Origin of the sequence: Caballeronia sp. AZ1_KS37 (assembly GCF_023631165.1) — a bacterium.
GTDB lineage: Bacteria > Pseudomonadota > Gammaproteobacteria > Burkholderiales > Burkholderiaceae > Caballeronia > Caballeronia zhejiangensis.
Window position 1 is genome coordinate 34,126 of record NZ_JALQDP010000021.1, and the last position, 13,730, is coordinate 47,855.

At 59.8% G+C, this 13,730-nt stretch carries 25 protein-coding genes; all 25 read right to left on the reverse strand.

What is annotated here, in order from left to right; genetic code table 11:
- Positions 1-3 precede the first annotated feature (3 nt).
- Positions 4-1,824: a protein-disulfide reductase DsbD gene (dsbD, locus tag NCS00_RS12960; protein WP_250440246.1), complete on the reverse strand. Its 1,821-nt coding sequence runs from the start codon at positions 1,822-1,824 to the stop codon at positions 4-6.
- Entirely contained in the window at positions 1,817-2,149 is a 333-nt protein-coding gene (gene cutA, locus NCS00_RS12965) for a divalent-cation tolerance protein CutA (protein ID WP_008344049.1), read from the reverse strand. Before cutA ends, dsbD begins: the two co-directional genes overlap by 8 nt.
- Before the next feature lie 147 nt (positions 2,150-2,296).
- Positions 2,297-2,692, reverse strand: a complete 396-nt coding sequence (gene rplQ, locus NCS00_RS12970) for a 50S ribosomal protein L17 (protein WP_008344047.1) — start codon at positions 2,690-2,692, stop codon at positions 2,297-2,299.
- 138 nt (positions 2,693-2,830) lie between these two features.
- The gene (locus NCS00_RS12975; RefSeq protein WP_008344045.1) at positions 2,831-3,808 is read right to left on the reverse strand and encodes a DNA-directed RNA polymerase subunit alpha; all 978 of its coding nucleotides are present in this window, start codon (positions 3,806-3,808) and stop codon (positions 2,831-2,833) included.
- Between the two features lie 134 nt (positions 3,809-3,942).
- Positions 3,943-4,566, reverse strand: coding sequence for a 30S ribosomal protein S4 (rpsD, locus tag NCS00_RS12980; RefSeq protein ID WP_008344042.1), 624 nt, complete (start codon positions 4,564-4,566; stop codon positions 3,943-3,945).
- Positions 4,567-4,726: 160 nt separating this feature from the next.
- Positions 4,727-5,131 (reverse strand): 30S ribosomal protein S11, encoded by a 405-nt coding sequence (gene rpsK, locus NCS00_RS12985; RefSeq protein ID WP_006052224.1) that lies wholly within the window; start codon positions 5,129-5,131, stop codon positions 4,727-4,729.
- 28 nt (positions 5,132-5,159) lie between these two features.
- A complete protein-coding gene (gene rpsM / locus NCS00_RS12990) occupies positions 5,160-5,525 on the reverse strand; it encodes a 30S ribosomal protein S13 (RefSeq protein ID WP_008344037.1) in 366 nt (121 codons plus the stop codon).
- Between the two features lie 41 nt (positions 5,526-5,566).
- Positions 5,567-5,683 carry a 50S ribosomal protein L36 gene (gene rpmJ / locus NCS00_RS12995; protein ID WP_004199844.1) on the reverse strand — a complete coding sequence of 39 codons (117 nt, stop codon included), beginning with the start codon at positions 5,681-5,683 and terminating at the stop codon, positions 5,567-5,569.
- Between the two features lie 20 nt (positions 5,684-5,703).
- The gene (gene infA, locus NCS00_RS13000; RefSeq protein ID WP_004521905.1) at positions 5,704-5,922 is read right to left on the reverse strand and encodes a translation initiation factor IF-1; all 219 of its coding nucleotides are present in this window, start codon (positions 5,920-5,922) and stop codon (positions 5,704-5,706) included.
- A gap of 8 nt (positions 5,923-5,930) precedes the next feature.
- On the reverse strand, positions 5,931-7,277 hold the full coding sequence (secY, locus tag NCS00_RS13005; RefSeq protein WP_008343935.1) for a preprotein translocase subunit SecY: 1,347 nt from the start codon (positions 7,275-7,277) through the stop codon (positions 5,931-5,933).
- 41 nt (positions 7,278-7,318) lie between these two features.
- Complete coding sequence (rplO, locus tag NCS00_RS13010) at positions 7,319-7,753, reverse strand: 50S ribosomal protein L15 (protein ID WP_008343934.1); 435 nt, start codon at positions 7,751-7,753, stop codon at positions 7,319-7,321.
- A gap of 29 nt (positions 7,754-7,782) precedes the next feature.
- Positions 7,783-7,965: a 50S ribosomal protein L30 gene (rpmD, locus tag NCS00_RS13015; protein ID WP_006400644.1), complete on the reverse strand. Its 183-nt coding sequence runs from the start codon at positions 7,963-7,965 to the stop codon at positions 7,783-7,785.
- Positions 7,966-7,975: 10 nt separating this feature from the next.
- On the reverse strand, positions 7,976-8,494 hold the full coding sequence (gene rpsE, locus NCS00_RS13020) for a 30S ribosomal protein S5 (RefSeq protein ID WP_008343875.1): 519 nt from the start codon (positions 8,492-8,494) through the stop codon (positions 7,976-7,978).
- A 14-nt stretch (positions 8,495-8,508) separates the two neighbouring features.
- Positions 8,509-8,874, reverse strand: a complete 366-nt coding sequence (rplR, locus tag NCS00_RS13025) for a 50S ribosomal protein L18 (RefSeq protein ID WP_008343872.1) — start codon at positions 8,872-8,874, stop codon at positions 8,509-8,511.
- 12 nt (positions 8,875-8,886) lie between these two features.
- Positions 8,887-9,417: a 50S ribosomal protein L6 gene (rplF, locus tag NCS00_RS13030; RefSeq protein WP_008343868.1), complete on the reverse strand. Its 531-nt coding sequence runs from the start codon at positions 9,415-9,417 to the stop codon at positions 8,887-8,889.
- A gap of 18 nt (positions 9,418-9,435) precedes the next feature.
- Positions 9,436-9,831, reverse strand: coding sequence for a 30S ribosomal protein S8 (rpsH, locus tag NCS00_RS13035; RefSeq protein WP_008343866.1), 396 nt, complete (start codon positions 9,829-9,831; stop codon positions 9,436-9,438).
- 14 nt (positions 9,832-9,845) lie between these two features.
- Positions 9,846-10,151, reverse strand: a complete 306-nt coding sequence (gene rpsN, locus NCS00_RS13040; protein WP_008343864.1) for a 30S ribosomal protein S14 — start codon at positions 10,149-10,151, stop codon at positions 9,846-9,848.
- A gap of 7 nt (positions 10,152-10,158) precedes the next feature.
- Positions 10,159-10,698, reverse strand: a complete 540-nt coding sequence (rplE, locus tag NCS00_RS13045; protein WP_008343862.1) for a 50S ribosomal protein L5 — start codon at positions 10,696-10,698, stop codon at positions 10,159-10,161.
- Positions 10,699-10,712: 14 nt separating this feature from the next.
- Complete coding sequence (gene rplX / locus NCS00_RS13050) at positions 10,713-11,021, reverse strand: 50S ribosomal protein L24 (protein ID WP_008343860.1); 309 nt, start codon at positions 11,019-11,021, stop codon at positions 10,713-10,715.
- A 9-nt stretch (positions 11,022-11,030) separates the two neighbouring features.
- Entirely contained in the window at positions 11,031-11,399 is a 369-nt protein-coding gene (gene rplN, locus NCS00_RS13055) for a 50S ribosomal protein L14 (RefSeq protein WP_006998478.1), read from the reverse strand.
- A 302-nt stretch (positions 11,400-11,701) separates the two neighbouring features.
- The gene (gene rpsQ / locus NCS00_RS13060) at positions 11,702-11,974 is read right to left on the reverse strand and encodes a 30S ribosomal protein S17 (protein ID WP_008343854.1); all 273 of its coding nucleotides are present in this window, start codon (positions 11,972-11,974) and stop codon (positions 11,702-11,704) included.
- Complete coding sequence (gene rpmC, locus NCS00_RS13065; protein ID WP_008343853.1) at positions 11,971-12,165, reverse strand: 50S ribosomal protein L29; 195 nt, start codon at positions 12,163-12,165, stop codon at positions 11,971-11,973. The genes rpsQ and rpmC overlap by 4 nt, the downstream gene beginning before the upstream one ends.
- Before the next feature lie 10 nt (positions 12,166-12,175).
- Entirely contained in the window at positions 12,176-12,592 is a 417-nt protein-coding gene (gene rplP, locus NCS00_RS13070; protein ID WP_008343852.1) for a 50S ribosomal protein L16, read from the reverse strand.
- A gap of 2 nt (positions 12,593-12,594) precedes the next feature.
- Positions 12,595-13,389: a 30S ribosomal protein S3 gene (rpsC, locus tag NCS00_RS13075; RefSeq protein WP_008343851.1), complete on the reverse strand. Its 795-nt coding sequence runs from the start codon at positions 13,387-13,389 to the stop codon at positions 12,595-12,597.
- 10 nt (positions 13,390-13,399) lie between these two features.
- Positions 13,400-13,729, reverse strand: a complete 330-nt coding sequence (rplV, locus tag NCS00_RS13080; protein ID WP_007730533.1) for a 50S ribosomal protein L22 — start codon at positions 13,727-13,729, stop codon at positions 13,400-13,402.
- Position 13,730: the final 1 nt, after the last annotated feature.

Genomic DNA, 13,730 nt, shown 5'->3' on the forward strand with positions numbered 1-13,730 from the left:
TTTTTATCCGTTCAGTTTATCGAGACTCTTCAGGAACGTATCCGCCGATTCATACCCGACCACGCGCGCGACTTCGTTGCCCTGCGCATCGAAGAAGATGATTCCCGGCGGCCCGAAAAGCTTGAAGCGCTTGAGGAGAATTTGATCGTTCGTGTTGTTGGCGGTCACGTCCGCGCGCAGAAGATTCAGTTGCGCGAGGCGCGCTTGCACACGGGCGTCGGAGAAAGTCAGCTTCTCCATTTCCTTGCACGACACGCACCAGTCCGCGTAGAAATCGAGCATCGCGGGACGCGCCGCCGCTTTCACCGCCGAGTCCAGTTCCGCCGATGAACGCACCGGCGCGAAGATCAGGCCCTGCGATTGCGCATTCGCCGACGGCTCGCTGCGGGAAGCCAGCACGGCGAGCGGGCGCAGCGGATCTGTCGAACCCGCCGCCAATCCGACGAGCAGCGTCGCCGCCCAGATCGCGAATGCCGCTCCGAGCCCGCGCCCGAGCCGCTTCCACACACCGACAGGCGCCGCCGCGCCCGACGAGAACAATCCGAGCGATGCCGCCGCGATCAGCAGCCATAGCGCCGCGAGCAGCATCTGCGCAACGCCGCCGATGACCGGCCAGACGATCCACAGCGCGGCCGCGAGCAGCACGACGCCGAAGAAGACCTTCACGCCGTCCATCCACGCACCGGCGCGCGGCAGAACCGAACCCGCGCCGAGCCCGATGACGAGCAGCGGCACGCCCAGTCCGATGCCCATTGCGAAGAGCGCGGCGCCGCCGAGCGCAGCGTTGCCGGTGTGCGCGATGAACGCGAGCACCGCGAAAAGTGGCGCAGTCATGCACGCGCCGACCACGAGCGCGGACAGCGCGCCCATCGCCGCGACTGCCGCGAACTTGCCGCCGCTGCGCTTCTGCGATGCTTCGTTGACGCCCGCTTGCCAGCGCGCGGGCAGCGCGATATCGACGCCCGAGATCAACGCGATGGCGAACGCCGCGAGCAGCAGGCCGAACGCGCCGAGCACCCACGGGTTCTGCAGCCACGCGCCGAGGCTTTGTCCGATCAACGCGGCAGCGACGCCGAGCGCGGTATAGACGAGCGCCATGCCGATCACGTACGAAACCGACAATGCGAATCCGCGCGAACGCGTCACACGCGCGCCTTCGCCGACGATGATCGCGGACAGAATCGGGATCATCGGATACGAGCATGGCAGGAGGCTCAGTACCATGCCGGCAAGGAAATAGAGTCCGACGACTGTGAAGAATCCGCCGCCCTCGAGCATCGATTGCGCGTAGTCGGCGCTGGTCGCACGCTCGAACCAGGAGTCGCCGGTGTTTGCGCTCGTCGTCGCAGTCGGTGCCGCGCCCGCGGGCTGGAGCGCGTCGCCGCGCACACGATAGGCCTTCTCCATCGGCGGATAGCAGATGCCGCCATCCGCGCAACCCTGCGACGTCACCGCGAGCTCGAACGGCCCGTTCGCTTTCGTCACCGGAATACGGATGATCAGTTCGCCGCGATACGTCTCGACGTCCTTGTTGAACGTCTGATCGAAATGAACTTTGCCCGCCGGAAGTTGCGCCGCGCCGATGGTCGCGTCGCCGCTCTTCACCGCGAACGCGAAACGCTCACGGTACATGTAGTAGCCGTCGGCGATCTTGTAGCGCACGTCCACTTCGCCCGGCTTTTCGGATGCGCTGAATTTGAACGCGACGTCGGGATCGAGGAAATCGTCGGCTGCGCGCGCGGCGCCCGACAGCAGCGCGAACGCCGCCAGGAAGAGAAACGCGCCGAAAAGTCGCCGCGTGACAAGGCGAGAAAACTCAAACATGAAGAGGACGCTGCGTTTCTGCGTTGACCCACTGGCCGTATCCCGGCGATGCATCGACCTGCCAGACGAGGATTTCGGGCGTTTCATACGGATGTCGAGCCTCGACGAAGCGCTGCAATTCTGCGCTGCGCGCGACGCTCGTCTTGAACAACAACTGCACTTCCTGCGACGACTCCAGCACGCCCTTCCAGTGATATTGCGACGACACGGCGCCGAGATTCGTCACGCACGCCGCGAGCCGCGCGTCCAGCGCCGCTTGCGCGAGCGCATCGGCTGCGGCGGCGTCGGGCAGCGTGGACAGCATCAAAACGACGGGGACGTTCACTCGGCGTGCTCCGAGAGGTTAATTGCGTATCGTAGCATCGGCGGCTGACACTCACTTTTACGCCTCGGCGCGCTGAAATGTCGCAGCCAGAAAGCAAAAAGGCCAAGCTCTAAGCCTGGCCTTTCTGCTAACAACCGAAAACGGGATTTATTCCGCTTCTTGCACTTCTTCCGTCTCTTCGACTTCCGGGCGATCCATCAGTTGGACCAGCGCCATCGGGGCGTTATCGCCGACGCGGAAACCGAACTTCAGGATGCTCAGGTAGCCGCCCGGGCGGTTCGCGTAGCGCGGGCCGAGGACGTCGAACAGCTTCGCGACGGAATCACGATCGCGCAGGCGGTTGAACGCCAGACGACGGTTCGCGAGCGACGGCTTCTTGCCCAGCGTGATGAGGGGCTCGACGACCTTGCGCAGTTCCTTGGCCTTCGGCAGCGTCGTCTTGATGACTTCGTGCTCGATCAGCGAGTTCGACATATTGCGGAGCATTGCCAGACGATGGCTGCTCGTGCGGTTCAGTTTCCGCAGACCATGCTTATGACGCATTTCAGTTCCTTTAACGAGTTTTGATCCAGCTCTTCTATTGCACCCTAATTTGAGTGCACGGGCCGGTCAGGTAAAAGCAAGACGCGGATTTTAAAGCAAAATCCGCGTCTTTGCCAAGTTACGCGACTGCGTTTGGTATTACTTGTCCAACCCGGCCGGCGGCCAGTTTTCGAGCTTCATACCGAGCGTCAGACCGCGCGAAGCCAGCACTTCCTTGATTTCGTTCAGCGACTTGCGGCCGAGGTTCGGCGTCTTCAGCAGCTCGTTTTCCGTGCGCTGGATCAGGTCGCCGATGTAGTAGATGTTCTCGGCCTTCAGGCAGTTCGCCGAGCGAACCGTGAGTTCGAGATCGTCCACCGGACGCAGCAAGATCGGGTCGATCTGCGGTGCGCGCGACGGTGCTTCTGCTGCCGCTTCCGTGCCTTCCAGTGCGGCGAACACCGACAACTGATCGACCAGAATGCGAGCCGACTGGCGGATCGCTTCTTCCGGCGAAATCACGCCGTTGGTCTCGATGTTCATCACGAGCTTGTCGAGGTCGGTGCGCTGTTCGACACGTGCGCTTTCGACGGCGTAGCTCACGCGGCGAACCGGCGAGAACGACGCGTCCAGCACGATGCGGCCGATGATCTTGGCCGACTCTTCGCCATAGCGACGCACGTTGCCCGGCACGTAGCCGCGGCCCTTTTCGATCTTGATCTGAACGTCGAGCTTGCCGCCCTTCGACAGGTGAGCGATCACGTGTTCCGGATTGATGACCTCGCAGTCGTGCGCGAGTTCGATATCGCCGGCCGTGACAACGCCTTCGCCTTCCTTGCGCAGCGTCACCGTGACTTCGTCCCGGTTGTGCAGCTTGAAGACGACACCCTTCAGGTTCAACAGCAGGTTGACCACATCCTCTTGCACACCATCGAGCGTCGAGTATTCGTGCACGACGCCTGCGATCGTCACTTCGGTCGGCGCGTAGCCGATCATCGACGACAGCAGCACGCGCCGAAGCGCGTTACCCAAGGTGTGGCCATAGCCGCGTTCGAACGGCTCCATAACCACTTTCGCATGGTTCTCACCAAGCGATTCAACTGCAATGATCTTGGGCTTCAACAAACTGGTTTGCATAGGTTTTCCTTTTCAATACCCTCGGCTCGTTACACCGATAAGGCTGACCGGTGACAACCTGAAAATAAACAGCCGAGGCCACCTCTTGCCACGAGCAATCAGGCTCCCCGGCTGTCCATCCATTACCGCCGCGATTAACGCGAATACAATTCGACGATCAGGCTTTCGTTGATGTCGCCGGCGATGTCGCTACGCTCGGGCATCGACTTGAACGTGCCTTCGAACTTCTTCTCGTCGACCGACACCCAGCTCGGCATGCCGCCTTGCTGCGCCAGCGAGAGAGCTTCGACGATACGAGCCTGCTTGCGCGACTGCTCGCGCACGGACACGACGTCGCCCGACTTCACTTGCAGCGACGGGATATTCGCGACTTGGCCGTTCACCATGATCGCCTTGTGGCTCACGAGCTGACGTGCTTCAGCGCGCGTCGAGCCGAAGCCCATGCGATACACGACGTTGTCGAGACGCGACTCGAGCAATTGCAGCAGGTTTTCGCCCGTCGGGCCCTTGCGGCGGTCGGCTTCAGCGAAGTAGCGGCGGAACTGACGCTCCAGCACACCGTAGATACGCTTCACTTTCTGCTTTTCGCGCAACTGGGTACCGTAGTCGGACGTACGCGCGCCCGAGGTGCGGCCGTGCTGGCCGGGCTTGCTGTCGAGCTTGCACTTGTCGGCGAGGGAGCGGCGTGCGCTCTTCAGGAACAGATCAGTGCCTTCACGGCGGGACAGCTTTGCTTTGGGACCGGTATAGCGTGCCACGTTGCATCCTTAAATATTGATCACGCAAACTTCCGTTGAACTTCAGTCTGCGCTAGTCCGAACCCTTTGGGCCGAACGGTGGGCTTAGTCAAAACTTACTAACGCACGAAACCCGCCGATACTCGCGCATCGACAGGCAACATGCGGTTGCGTCGACGTATTAGATACGACGGCGCTTCGGCGGACGGCAGCCGTTGTGCGGGACCGGCGTCACGTCGGAGATCGCGGTGATCTTGATGCCAAGACCATGCAACGCGCGCACCGCCGATTCGCGGCCAGGACCGGGGCCCTTGATCCGCACTTCGAGGTTCTTCACGCCGTATTCCATTGCCACGCGACCAGCCGATTCGGCTGCGACCTGAGCTGCGAAGGGCGTCGACTTACGCGAGCCCTTGAAGCCCTGACCACCCGAGGTCGCCCATGCCAGCGCGTTACCTTGACGGTCGGTGATCGTGATAATGGTGTTGTTGAACGACGCGTGAACGTGAACCACGCCCTCGGCGACGTTCTTCTTGACCTTCTTGCGAACGCGTTGCGCCGCGGAGTTGTTCGAAGCCTTAGCCATTACGTTTTCCTGTAACTGTCAGTTCCGCTTACTTCTTCAGCGATTGCGCTGCACGACGCGGACCCTTGCGCGTACGGGCATTCGTGCGCGTACGCTGGCCACGCAGGGGCAGGCCCTTGCGATGGCGCATGCCGCGGTAGCAACCCAAGTCCATCAGGCGCTTGATGTTCATCGTCACTTCACGGCGCAGATCGCCTTCGACGATGAACTTGCCCACTTCGTCACGCAGCTTTTCGAGGTCTGCGTCGGTAAGGTCTTTGACCTTCTTCGAAAATTCCACGCCAGCAGCGGTGCAGATGCCACGCGAACGCGTGCGGCCGATGCCGAAGATTGCCGTCAGGCCGATCTCGGTATGCTGGTGATTCGGGATGTTAACCCCTGCGATACGAGCCATTGTTTTTCCTCAAACAAAAAGCGCAAGCAAAAGCGCGGCGTTCAGCCTTGACGCTGTTTGTGGCGCGGATCAGAGCTGCAAATCACGCGCACAACGCCCTTGCGCTTGATGATCTTGCAATTGCGGCAAATGCGCTTAACCGATGCCATCACTTTCATGATATTACCCTTTTTTCAAATCACTTCGCCCGGAACACGATCCGTGCACGAGACAGATCGTAAGGCGTCAATTCAACCGTAACCTTGTCGCCCGGCAGGATGCGGATGTAGTGCATCCGCATCTTTCCGGAAATATGTCCCAGGACGACATGGCCATTTTCCAATTTCACCCGGAAAGTAGCGTTGGGAAGGTTTTCGATGACCTCACCCTGCATCTGGATAACATCGTCTTTGGCCATAGTCCTTATTAACGCATCGGGACGTTGCCACCCTTGAAGTTTGCCTTCTTGAGCAGCGATTCATATTGTTGCGACATAACGTACGACTGCACCTGAGCCATGAAGTCCATCGTGACGACGACAATGATCAGCAGCGACGTTCCACCAAAATAAAACGGCACGTTCCAGCGCAACACCAGAAACTCAGGCAGCAGGCACACGAATACGATGTAGATCGCACCAGCCAGCGTAAGACGCGTGAGGATGCGGTCGATATATCGTGCAGTCTGATCGCCCGGACGGATACCCGGAACGAAAGCACCGCTCTTCTTCAAGTTGTCGGCGGTCTCCCGGCTGTTGAACACCAGTGCGGTGTAGAAGAAGCAGAAGAAGACGATCGCCAACGCATACAGCAGCACGTACACGGGTTGACCGGGCTTCAGCGCCTCGGCCACGTTGTGCAGCGTGTTCGCGAACCAGTTGGTGCGCGTACCCGAACTGAACCAGTTCAGGATGGTTGCCGGGAAGAGGATGATCGACGACGCGAAGATCGGCGGAATCACACCCGACATGTTCAACTTCAGCGGCAGATGAGACGACTGTCCGCCGTAAATCTTGTTACCGACCTGGCGCTTCGCATAGTTCACGAGGATCTTGCGCTGACCGCGTTCGATGAACACGACCAGATACGTGACCGCCGCGATCAAGACCACGATGATGATCGCCGAGATGATGCTCATCGAACCGGTGCGAACCAGTTCGAACAGACCACCGATCGCGTTCGGGAAACCCGCTGCGATACCACCGAAGATGATGATCGAGATGCCGTTGCCGAGACCGCGCTCCGTGATCTGCTCACCGAGCCACATCAGGAACATCGTGCCCGTCACGAGCGTGACGACCGTCGTCAGCCGGAACACCATGCCGGGGTCCAGCACCAGAGCCGGCTGGTTTTCCAGCGCGACCGCGATACCGAACGCCTGGAAGGTCGCCAGAACCACCGTGAAGATACGCGTGTACTGCGTGATCTTACGTTGTCCCGCCTGCCCTTCCTTCTTCAGCGCCTCCATCTGCGGCGACACGATCGACAGCAACTGCATGATGATCGACGCCGAAATGTAGGGCATGATGCCCAGCGCAAAGATCGTGAACCGCGACAGTGCGCCACCCGAGAACATGTTGAACATGCCAAGGATGCCGCCCGACTGGCTCTGGAACAGCTTCGCCAGTTGATCCGGATCGATGCCGGGCACCGGAATATGCGCCCCAATGCGGTAGACGATCAGCGCAAGCAGCAGGAACACTGCACGCCGGCGCAGATCGCCGAATTTCGCCGCGCTTCGACCGGTTTTTGCGAGACTCGGGCTGTTAGCCAAGTACCTTCTCCGATGCTAGTGCTAGTAACGGCGAAAGCGCGTTACTCGGCGAAAGAGCCGCCAGCGGCTTCGATTGCCTCACGGGCGCCCTTCGTTGCCGTCAGGCCCTTCACCGTGACCTTGCGCGTGATCTCGCCGGTCTTGATGATCTTCGCGCTCTTGATGAGCTCGCCGACCAGACCCGCTTGCTTCAACGCCAACAGATCGATTTCGTCGACCGGCAGCTTCTCGAGATCAGCCAGGCGCACTTCACCGACGAATTCCTTCGTCAGCGAGGTGAAGCCGCGCTTCGGCAGACGACGCTGCAGAGGCATCTGACCGCCTTCGAAGCCGACTTTGTGAAAGCCGCCCGAACGCGATTTCTGACCCTTGTGGCCGCGGCCAGCGGTCTTGCCGAGGCCCGAACCGATACCGCGACCGACGCGACGCTTAGCGTGCTTCGCGCCTTCCGCCGGCTTCAGGTTATTCAATTCCATGTTCAACTCCTTGGATCCGTAGGTCGCGCTTAGGCGATGACCTTAACGAGGTACGAGACCTTGTTGATCATCCCGCGCACTGCCGGCGTGTCCTGCAGCTCGGAAACCGAGTTCAGGCGACGCAGGCCGAGGCCACGCACCGTTGCGCGGTGCGATTCGCGGGTCCCGATCAGGCTCTTGACGAGCTGAACCTTGACAGTTTTTTCAGACATGGTGACCACCTTAGCCCAGAATGTCTTCGACGGACTTACCACGCTTCGCAGCGATGTCTGCCGGGGTCGACTGCTTGCGCAGGCCGTCCAGCGTCGCACGAACGAGGTTGTACGGGTTCGTCGAACCGTGGCTCTTGGCCACAACGTTTTGAACGCCCATCACGTCGAACACTGCGCGCATCGGGCCGCCAGCGATCACGCCGGTACCGTCCTTCGCCGGAGCGAGGAGAACCGCCGATGCGCCGTGCTTGCCGTGCACTTCGTGTTGCAGCGTGCCGTTCTTCAGGGGCACCTTGAACATGTTGCGGCGGGCCTGCTCCATTGCCTTTTGAACGGCAACCGGAACTTCCTTGGCCTTGCCCTTGCCCATGCCGATCCGGCCGTCACCGTCGCCAACCACGGTCAGTGCGGCGAAGCCGAGAATACGGCCACCCTTCACGACCTTGGTCACGCGGTTGACCGAAATCATCTTTTCGCGCAGGCCGTCGTCGCGTTCGTCAGCCTGAACTTTCGCTTGCATCTTTGCCATGACGAATTCTTCCCTTAGAACTTGAGCCCGGCTTCACGCGCCGCATCAGCCAGCGCCTTCACGCGGCCGTGGTAGCGGAAACCCGAGCGGTCAAAGGCGACGGATTCGATGCCGGCAGCCTTGGCCTTTTCGGCGATACGCTTGCCGATCAAGGTCGCGGCGTTGACGTTGCCGCCCTTGCCCGACTTGTCGGCCAGTTCAGCGCGCACTTCAGCTTCCAGCGTCGAGGCGCTTGCCACGACCTTCGTGCCGCATGCCGAGAACACTTGCGCGTAGATATGCGTATTCGTGCGATGCACGGCCAGACGCGGAACCTGCAGCTCAGCGATCTTGATACGCGTCTGACGAGCGCGGCGCAGGCGAGATTGAGTCTTATCCATGATTGCGCACCCTTACTTCTTCTTCGTTTCTTTGAGGATCACGACCTCGTCGGAATAGCGCACGCCCTTGCCCTTGTACGGCTCGGGCGGACGATAGCCGCGCACTTCTGCTGCGGTCTGTCCGACTTTCTGCTTGTCGATCCCCTTGATCACGATTTCGGTCTGCGACGGGGTTTCAGCCTTGACGCCTTCCGGCATCTGGTGCACCACGGGGTGCGAGAAACCCAGCGACAGGTTCAGCTTGTCGCCTTGCGCTTGCGCACGATAACCGACGCCAACCAGCGTCAGCTTGCGCTCGAAACCCTTGGTGACGCCTTGCACCATGTTCGCCAGGAGGGCGCGCATCGTGCCGGACATCGCGTTCGCTTCGCGGCTTTCATCCGTCGGAGCCAGCTTCAACGTGCCGTCTTCGTTCGTCACGGCAACCAGCTTGTTGACCGGTTGCGAGATCGTGCCGAGCGGACCCTTCACGGTGATGACGTCGCTCTTGATGGCCACTTCCGCGCCTTGCAGCGCGATCGGGCTTTTACCTACTCGAGACATGTTTCTTCTCCTTAGGCGTTAAGCGACGTAGCAGATGACTTCGCCACCGACGCCGTTCTGGCGCGCCTTGCGGTCGGTCATCACACCCTTCGGCGTCGACACGATTGCAACGCCCAGGCCGTTCATCACGGTCGGGATGTCATTGCGACCGCGGTACACGCGCAGACCGGGCTTCGATACGCGCTCGAGGCGCTCGATAACCGGACGGCCAGCGTAGTACTTCAACGCGATGTTCAATTCCGTCTTCGCACCTTCCGACTTGACTGCGAAGTCGTCGATATAACCTTCGTCCTTCAAAACCTGCGCAATCGCAACCTTGACTTTCGACGAGGGCATAGTCACCGAAACCTTCTCGACCATCTGCGCATTGCGGATGCGAGTCAGCATATCGGCGATAGGATCACTCATGCTCATTTATGTTTCTCCTATTACCAGCTCGCCTTGGTCAGGCCAGGGATTTCGCCGCGGAAAGCGATTTCACGAATCTTGCCGCGTGCGAGTCCGAACTTGCGGAACGTGCCACGCGGACGACCCGTGATCGCGCAGCGGTTACGCTTGCGAGTGGGGTTCGAGTTACGCGGCAGTTGTTGCAGTGCCAGACGCGCGAGGTAACGCTCTTCGTCCGACTTGCTTGCGTCGTCGATCACAGCCTTCAGCTCAGCACGCTTCGGAGCGTACTTGGCTGCCAGGCGCGCGCGCTTCTTTTCACGTTCGATCAGTGCCAGTTTAGCCACGGTAACCTCAGTTTCTGAACGGGAACTTGAAGCCGGCGAGCAATGCCTTTGCTTCTTCGTCGGTCTTCGCGGTGGTCGTGATGCTGATGTTCAGCCCACGCAGCGCGTCGATCTTGTCGTAGTCGATTTCGGGGAAAATGATTTGCTCTTTCACACCGATGTTGTAGTTACCACGGCCGTCGAACGCCTTGCCCGACACACCGCGGAAGTCGCGCACGCGAGGCAGCGCAACCGTCACGAAACGGTCCAGGAATTCGTACATGGCATTGCCACGCAGGGTAACCATCGTGCCAATCGGGTAGCCTTCGCGGATCTTGAAACCAGCGATTGCCTTGCGCGACTTGGTGATGACGGGCTTTTGGCCCGCGATCTTCGTGAGGTCACCAACGGCGTGCTCAAGCACCTTCTTGTCAGCGACGGCTTCGCCAAGCCCCATATTCAGGGTGATCTTGGTGAGGCGCGGCACTTCCATAATCGACTTGTAGCCGAACTTTTCAACCAGTTCCGGCACAACCTTTTCTTTGTAAATCTCTTGCAGACGAGCCATTTTTTAACTCCGCGTCAGGCGTTAAGCGTGGCGCCGGTCGACTTCAAGAAGCGAACCTTCTTGCCGTCTTCGACCTTGATGCCCACACGCGATGCCTTGCCATTCGCGTCGACCAATGCGACGTTCGAAATATGCAGCGGCATCGTTTTGGCTTCCACACCGCCCGTCGTACCCTTCATCGGGTTCGGCTTCACGTGCTTCTTGACGAGGTTGATGCCCTCGACGGTGACACGGTCGTCCGCAACGGCCAGCACGGTGCCGCGCTTGCCCTTGTCCTTGCCGGTGGTGACGATGACTTCGTCACCCTTGCGAATCTTGTTCATCGCGACTCCTTACAGCACTTCCGGAGCGAGCGAAACGATCTTCATGAATCGTTCGCTACGCAGTTCACGCGTAACCGGCCCGAAAATACGCGTGCCGATCGGCTCGAGCTTCGTGTTCAGCAGAACGGCGGCATTGCCGTCGAACTTGATGAGCGAGCCATCCTGGCGACGCACGCCCTTGGCCGTACGAACGACCACGGCGTTGTAGATTTCGCCCTTTTTCACGCGTCCGCGCGGCGTCGCTTCCTTGACGGTCACCTTGATGATGTCGCCAATGCTTGCGTAACGACGCTTCGAGCCGCCGAGCACCTTGATGCACATGACTTCACGCGCACCCGTGTTGTCGGCCACTTCAAGCCGAGTTTCGGTCTGGATCATGGTTTATCTTTCCCAACTTAATCCGATTGCACCACCATGGCACAGCCGGTCAGTCTTGGTCCCGTCAGCCAAATGGCTGCTTGGGTTAGAACAGGCAGCAACGGCAGACGAAACCCGCCATCGCAATCCGGTGAATCTGTCGACTCAGGCTAGCGCCCGAACCGGCTTCCCCCACCAATTTCGCCCGCGACGGGGCTCCCACAAAGAGGGAAGACCGAGATTATAACAAATAATCCCGGTCTTGCAAGCGAAACTTACTGCGATACAACTACTTAAAGCATCGCGGCACTACAACTTCAGCTTTAGATCACGCGAGCCGCTTCAACCAGCTTCGACACAACCCAGGCCTTCGTCTTCGAAATCGGACGAGTTTCCTGGATTTCGACGAGATCGCCTTCGTTGTACGTGTTCGCGTCGTCATGCGCGTGGTACTTCTTGGAACGCACGACGTACTTGCCGTAGATCGGATGCTTCACGCGGTGCTCGACCAGCACGGTGACCGTCTTGTCCATCTTGTTGCTGACGACCTTGCCGACCAGCGTCCGCTTGAGCGAGGTTTTTACGCTATCGTTCATTTCTGGTTCGCCTTCTCGGTCATGACGGTACGCACGCGTGCGATGTCGCGACGGACCTTCTTCAGCTGGCTCGTGTTCGTGAGCTGCTGGGTCGCGAGCTGCATACGCAAGCCAAATTGCGCCTTGAGCAGATCGGACAGCTCCTTGTTGAGCGCGGCCTGGTCTTTTTGGCGAAGTTCAGTTGCCTTCATCATTTGCTCCTTAGGCGCCGAGCTGACGGACCACGAAGTTCGTCTTGAGCGGCAGCTTGGCTGCCGCCAGACGGAACGCTTCGCGCGCCAGTTCTTCGGAGACACCGTCCATTTCGTACAGCATCTTGCCCGGTTGAATTTCAGCGACGTAGTACTCAGGGTTACCCTTACCGTTACCCATACGCACTTCGGCCGGCTTTTGCGAAATCGGCTTGTCCGGGAAGATACGGATCCAGATCCGGCCGCCACGCTTGATGTGACGCGTCATTGCACGACGCGCCGCTTCGATTTGACGCGCGGTCAAACGGCCGCGACCGATAGCCTTCAGACCGTATTCACCGAACGACACCGCGTTGCCGCGCGTCGCCTTACCGGTGTTACGACCCTTCTGCTCTTTGCGATACTTTCTGCGTTTCGGTTGCAGCATCGTTATTCTCCAGTCTTCGCGTCACCGCCAGCGCGACGGGGTGCGCCACGACGCGCGCCGCCCGGAGCGCCTTCACCGTCACGGCGCGGACGGCGATCGCCACCCGGACGTGCGTTGCGGCGCGGACGCTTTTCTTCCGCCACTTCTTCCACGACCGGCGCTTCGTTGCGGCCCAGGGTATCGCCCTTGTAGACCCACACCTTCACGCCGATGATGCCGTACGTGGTCTTCGCTTCGGACGTCGCGTAGTCGATATCCGCACGCAGCGTATGGAGGGGCACGCGACCTTCGCGATACCACTCGGTACGAGCGATTTCGATACCGTTCAGACGACCCGCGCTCATGATCTTGATGCCTTGTGCACCAAGACGCATCGCGTTTTGCATCGCGCGCTTCATCGCACGGCGGAACATGATCCGGCGCTCGAGCTGCTGCGTGATGGAATCGGCGATCAGTTGCGCGTCCGTTTCCGGCTTGCGAATCTCTTCGATGTTGACGTGAACCGGAACGCCCATGCGCTTCTGCAGTTCAGCCTTCAGCGATTCGATGTCCTCGCCCTTCTTGCCGATGACAACGCCCGGACGCGAGCTGTAAATCGTGATGCGCGCGTTCTTCGCCGGACGCTCGATGACGACGCGACCAACCGAAGCGTTCTTCAGCTTCTTCTTCAGGTATTCACGAACACCGATGTCTTCCTGCAACATCGCCGCGAAATTGTTGTTGTTCGCATACCAGCGCGAAGCCCAATTGCGGCTGACGGCCAAACGGAAGCCAGTCGGATGAATTTTCTGTCCCATCGTTGGCTCCTTAATTCCCGACCGTCACAGTGATGTGACAGGATTGCTTCTCGATGCGATTACCACGACCCTTTGCGCGTGCGGTGAAACGCTTCAGCGAAGCAGCCTTGTCGACGTAGATGCTCGTGATCTTGAGCTCGTCGATGTCGGCGCCTTCGTTGTGTTCCGCATTCGCGATCGCAGACAGCACGACCTTCTTGACGATACCCGCCGCCTTCTTCGGCGAGAACGTCAGGACGTTCAGCGCCTTGTCGACCGGCAAACCACGAATCTGGTCAGCCACAAGGCGCGTTTTCTGCGCCGAGATGCGGGCACCGCGATGAATTGCTTTCACTTCCATC

What these genes read in the sequence shown, in the direction of transcription:
- rplX (WP_008343860.1), bottom strand. Translation starts at nt 11,021, where the DNA reads ATGAACAAGATTCGCAAGGGTGACGAAGTCATCGTCACCACCGGCAAG.
- rplV (WP_007730533.1), bottom strand. Translation starts at nt 13,729, where the DNA reads ATGGAAGTGAAAGCAATTCATCGCGGTGCCCGCATCTCGGCGCAGAAA.
- infA (WP_004521905.1), bottom strand. Translation starts at nt 5,922, where the DNA reads ATGGCCAAAGACGATGTTATCCAGATGCAGGGTGAGGTCATCGAAAAC.
- rpmD (WP_006400644.1), bottom strand. Translation starts at nt 7,965, where the DNA reads ATGTCTGAAAAAACTGTCAAGGTTCAGCTCGTCAAGAGCCTGATCGGG.
- rplF (WP_008343868.1), bottom strand. Translation starts at nt 9,417, where the DNA reads ATGTCTCGAGTAGGTAAAAGCCCGATCGCGCTGCAAGGCGCGGAAGTG.
- rpsQ (WP_008343854.1), bottom strand. Translation starts at nt 11,974, where the DNA reads ATGAACGATAGCGTAAAAACCTCGCTCAAGCGGACGCTGGTCGGCAAG.
- rpsK (WP_006052224.1), bottom strand. Translation starts at nt 5,131, where the DNA reads ATGGCTAAGGCTTCGAACAACTCCGCGGCGCAACGCGTTCGCAAGAAG.
- rplQ (WP_008344047.1), bottom strand. Translation starts at nt 2,692, where the DNA reads ATGCGTCATAAGCATGGTCTGCGGAAACTGAACCGCACGAGCAGCCAT.
- rpsE (WP_008343875.1), bottom strand. Translation starts at nt 8,494, where the DNA reads ATGGCAAAGATGCAAGCGAAAGTTCAGGCTGACGAACGCGACGACGGC.
- rplN (WP_006998478.1), bottom strand. Translation starts at nt 11,399, where the DNA reads ATGATCCAGACCGAAACTCGGCTTGAAGTGGCCGACAACACGGGTGCG.
- rplO (WP_008343934.1), bottom strand. Translation starts at nt 7,753, where the DNA reads ATGGAATTGAATAACCTGAAGCCGGCGGAAGGCGCGAAGCACGCTAAG.
- rpmJ (WP_004199844.1), bottom strand. Translation starts at nt 5,683, where the DNA reads ATGAAAGTGATGGCATCGGTTAAGCGCATTTGCCGCAATTGCAAGATC.
- rpsC (WP_008343851.1), bottom strand. Translation starts at nt 13,389, where the DNA reads ATGGGACAGAAAATTCATCCGACTGGCTTCCGTTTGGCCGTCAGCCGC.
- rplE (WP_008343862.1), bottom strand. Translation starts at nt 10,698, where the DNA reads ATGGCTCGTCTGCAAGAGATTTACAAAGAAAAGGTTGTGCCGGAACTG.
- rplR (WP_008343872.1), bottom strand. Translation starts at nt 8,874, where the DNA reads ATGGATAAGACTCAATCTCGCCTGCGCCGCGCTCGTCAGACGCGTATC.
- rpsH (WP_008343866.1), bottom strand. Translation starts at nt 9,831, where the DNA reads ATGAGCATGAGTGATCCTATCGCCGATATGCTGACTCGCATCCGCAAT.
- rplP (WP_008343852.1), bottom strand. Translation starts at nt 12,592, where the DNA reads ATGCTGCAACCGAAACGCAGAAAGTATCGCAAAGAGCAGAAGGGTCGT.
- NCS00_RS12975 (WP_008344045.1), bottom strand. Translation starts at nt 3,808, where the DNA reads ATGCAAACCAGTTTGTTGAAGCCCAAGATCATTGCAGTTGAATCGCTT.
- dsbD (WP_250440246.1), bottom strand. Translation starts at nt 1,824, where the DNA reads ATGTTTGAGTTTTCTCGCCTTGTCACGCGGCGACTTTTCGGCGCGTTT.
- rpmC (WP_008343853.1), bottom strand. Translation starts at nt 12,165, where the DNA reads ATGAAGGCAACTGAACTTCGCCAAAAAGACCAGGCCGCGCTCAACAAG.
- rpsM (WP_008344037.1), bottom strand. Translation starts at nt 5,525, where the DNA reads ATGGCTCGTATCGCAGGGGTTAACATCCCGAATCACCAGCATACCGAG.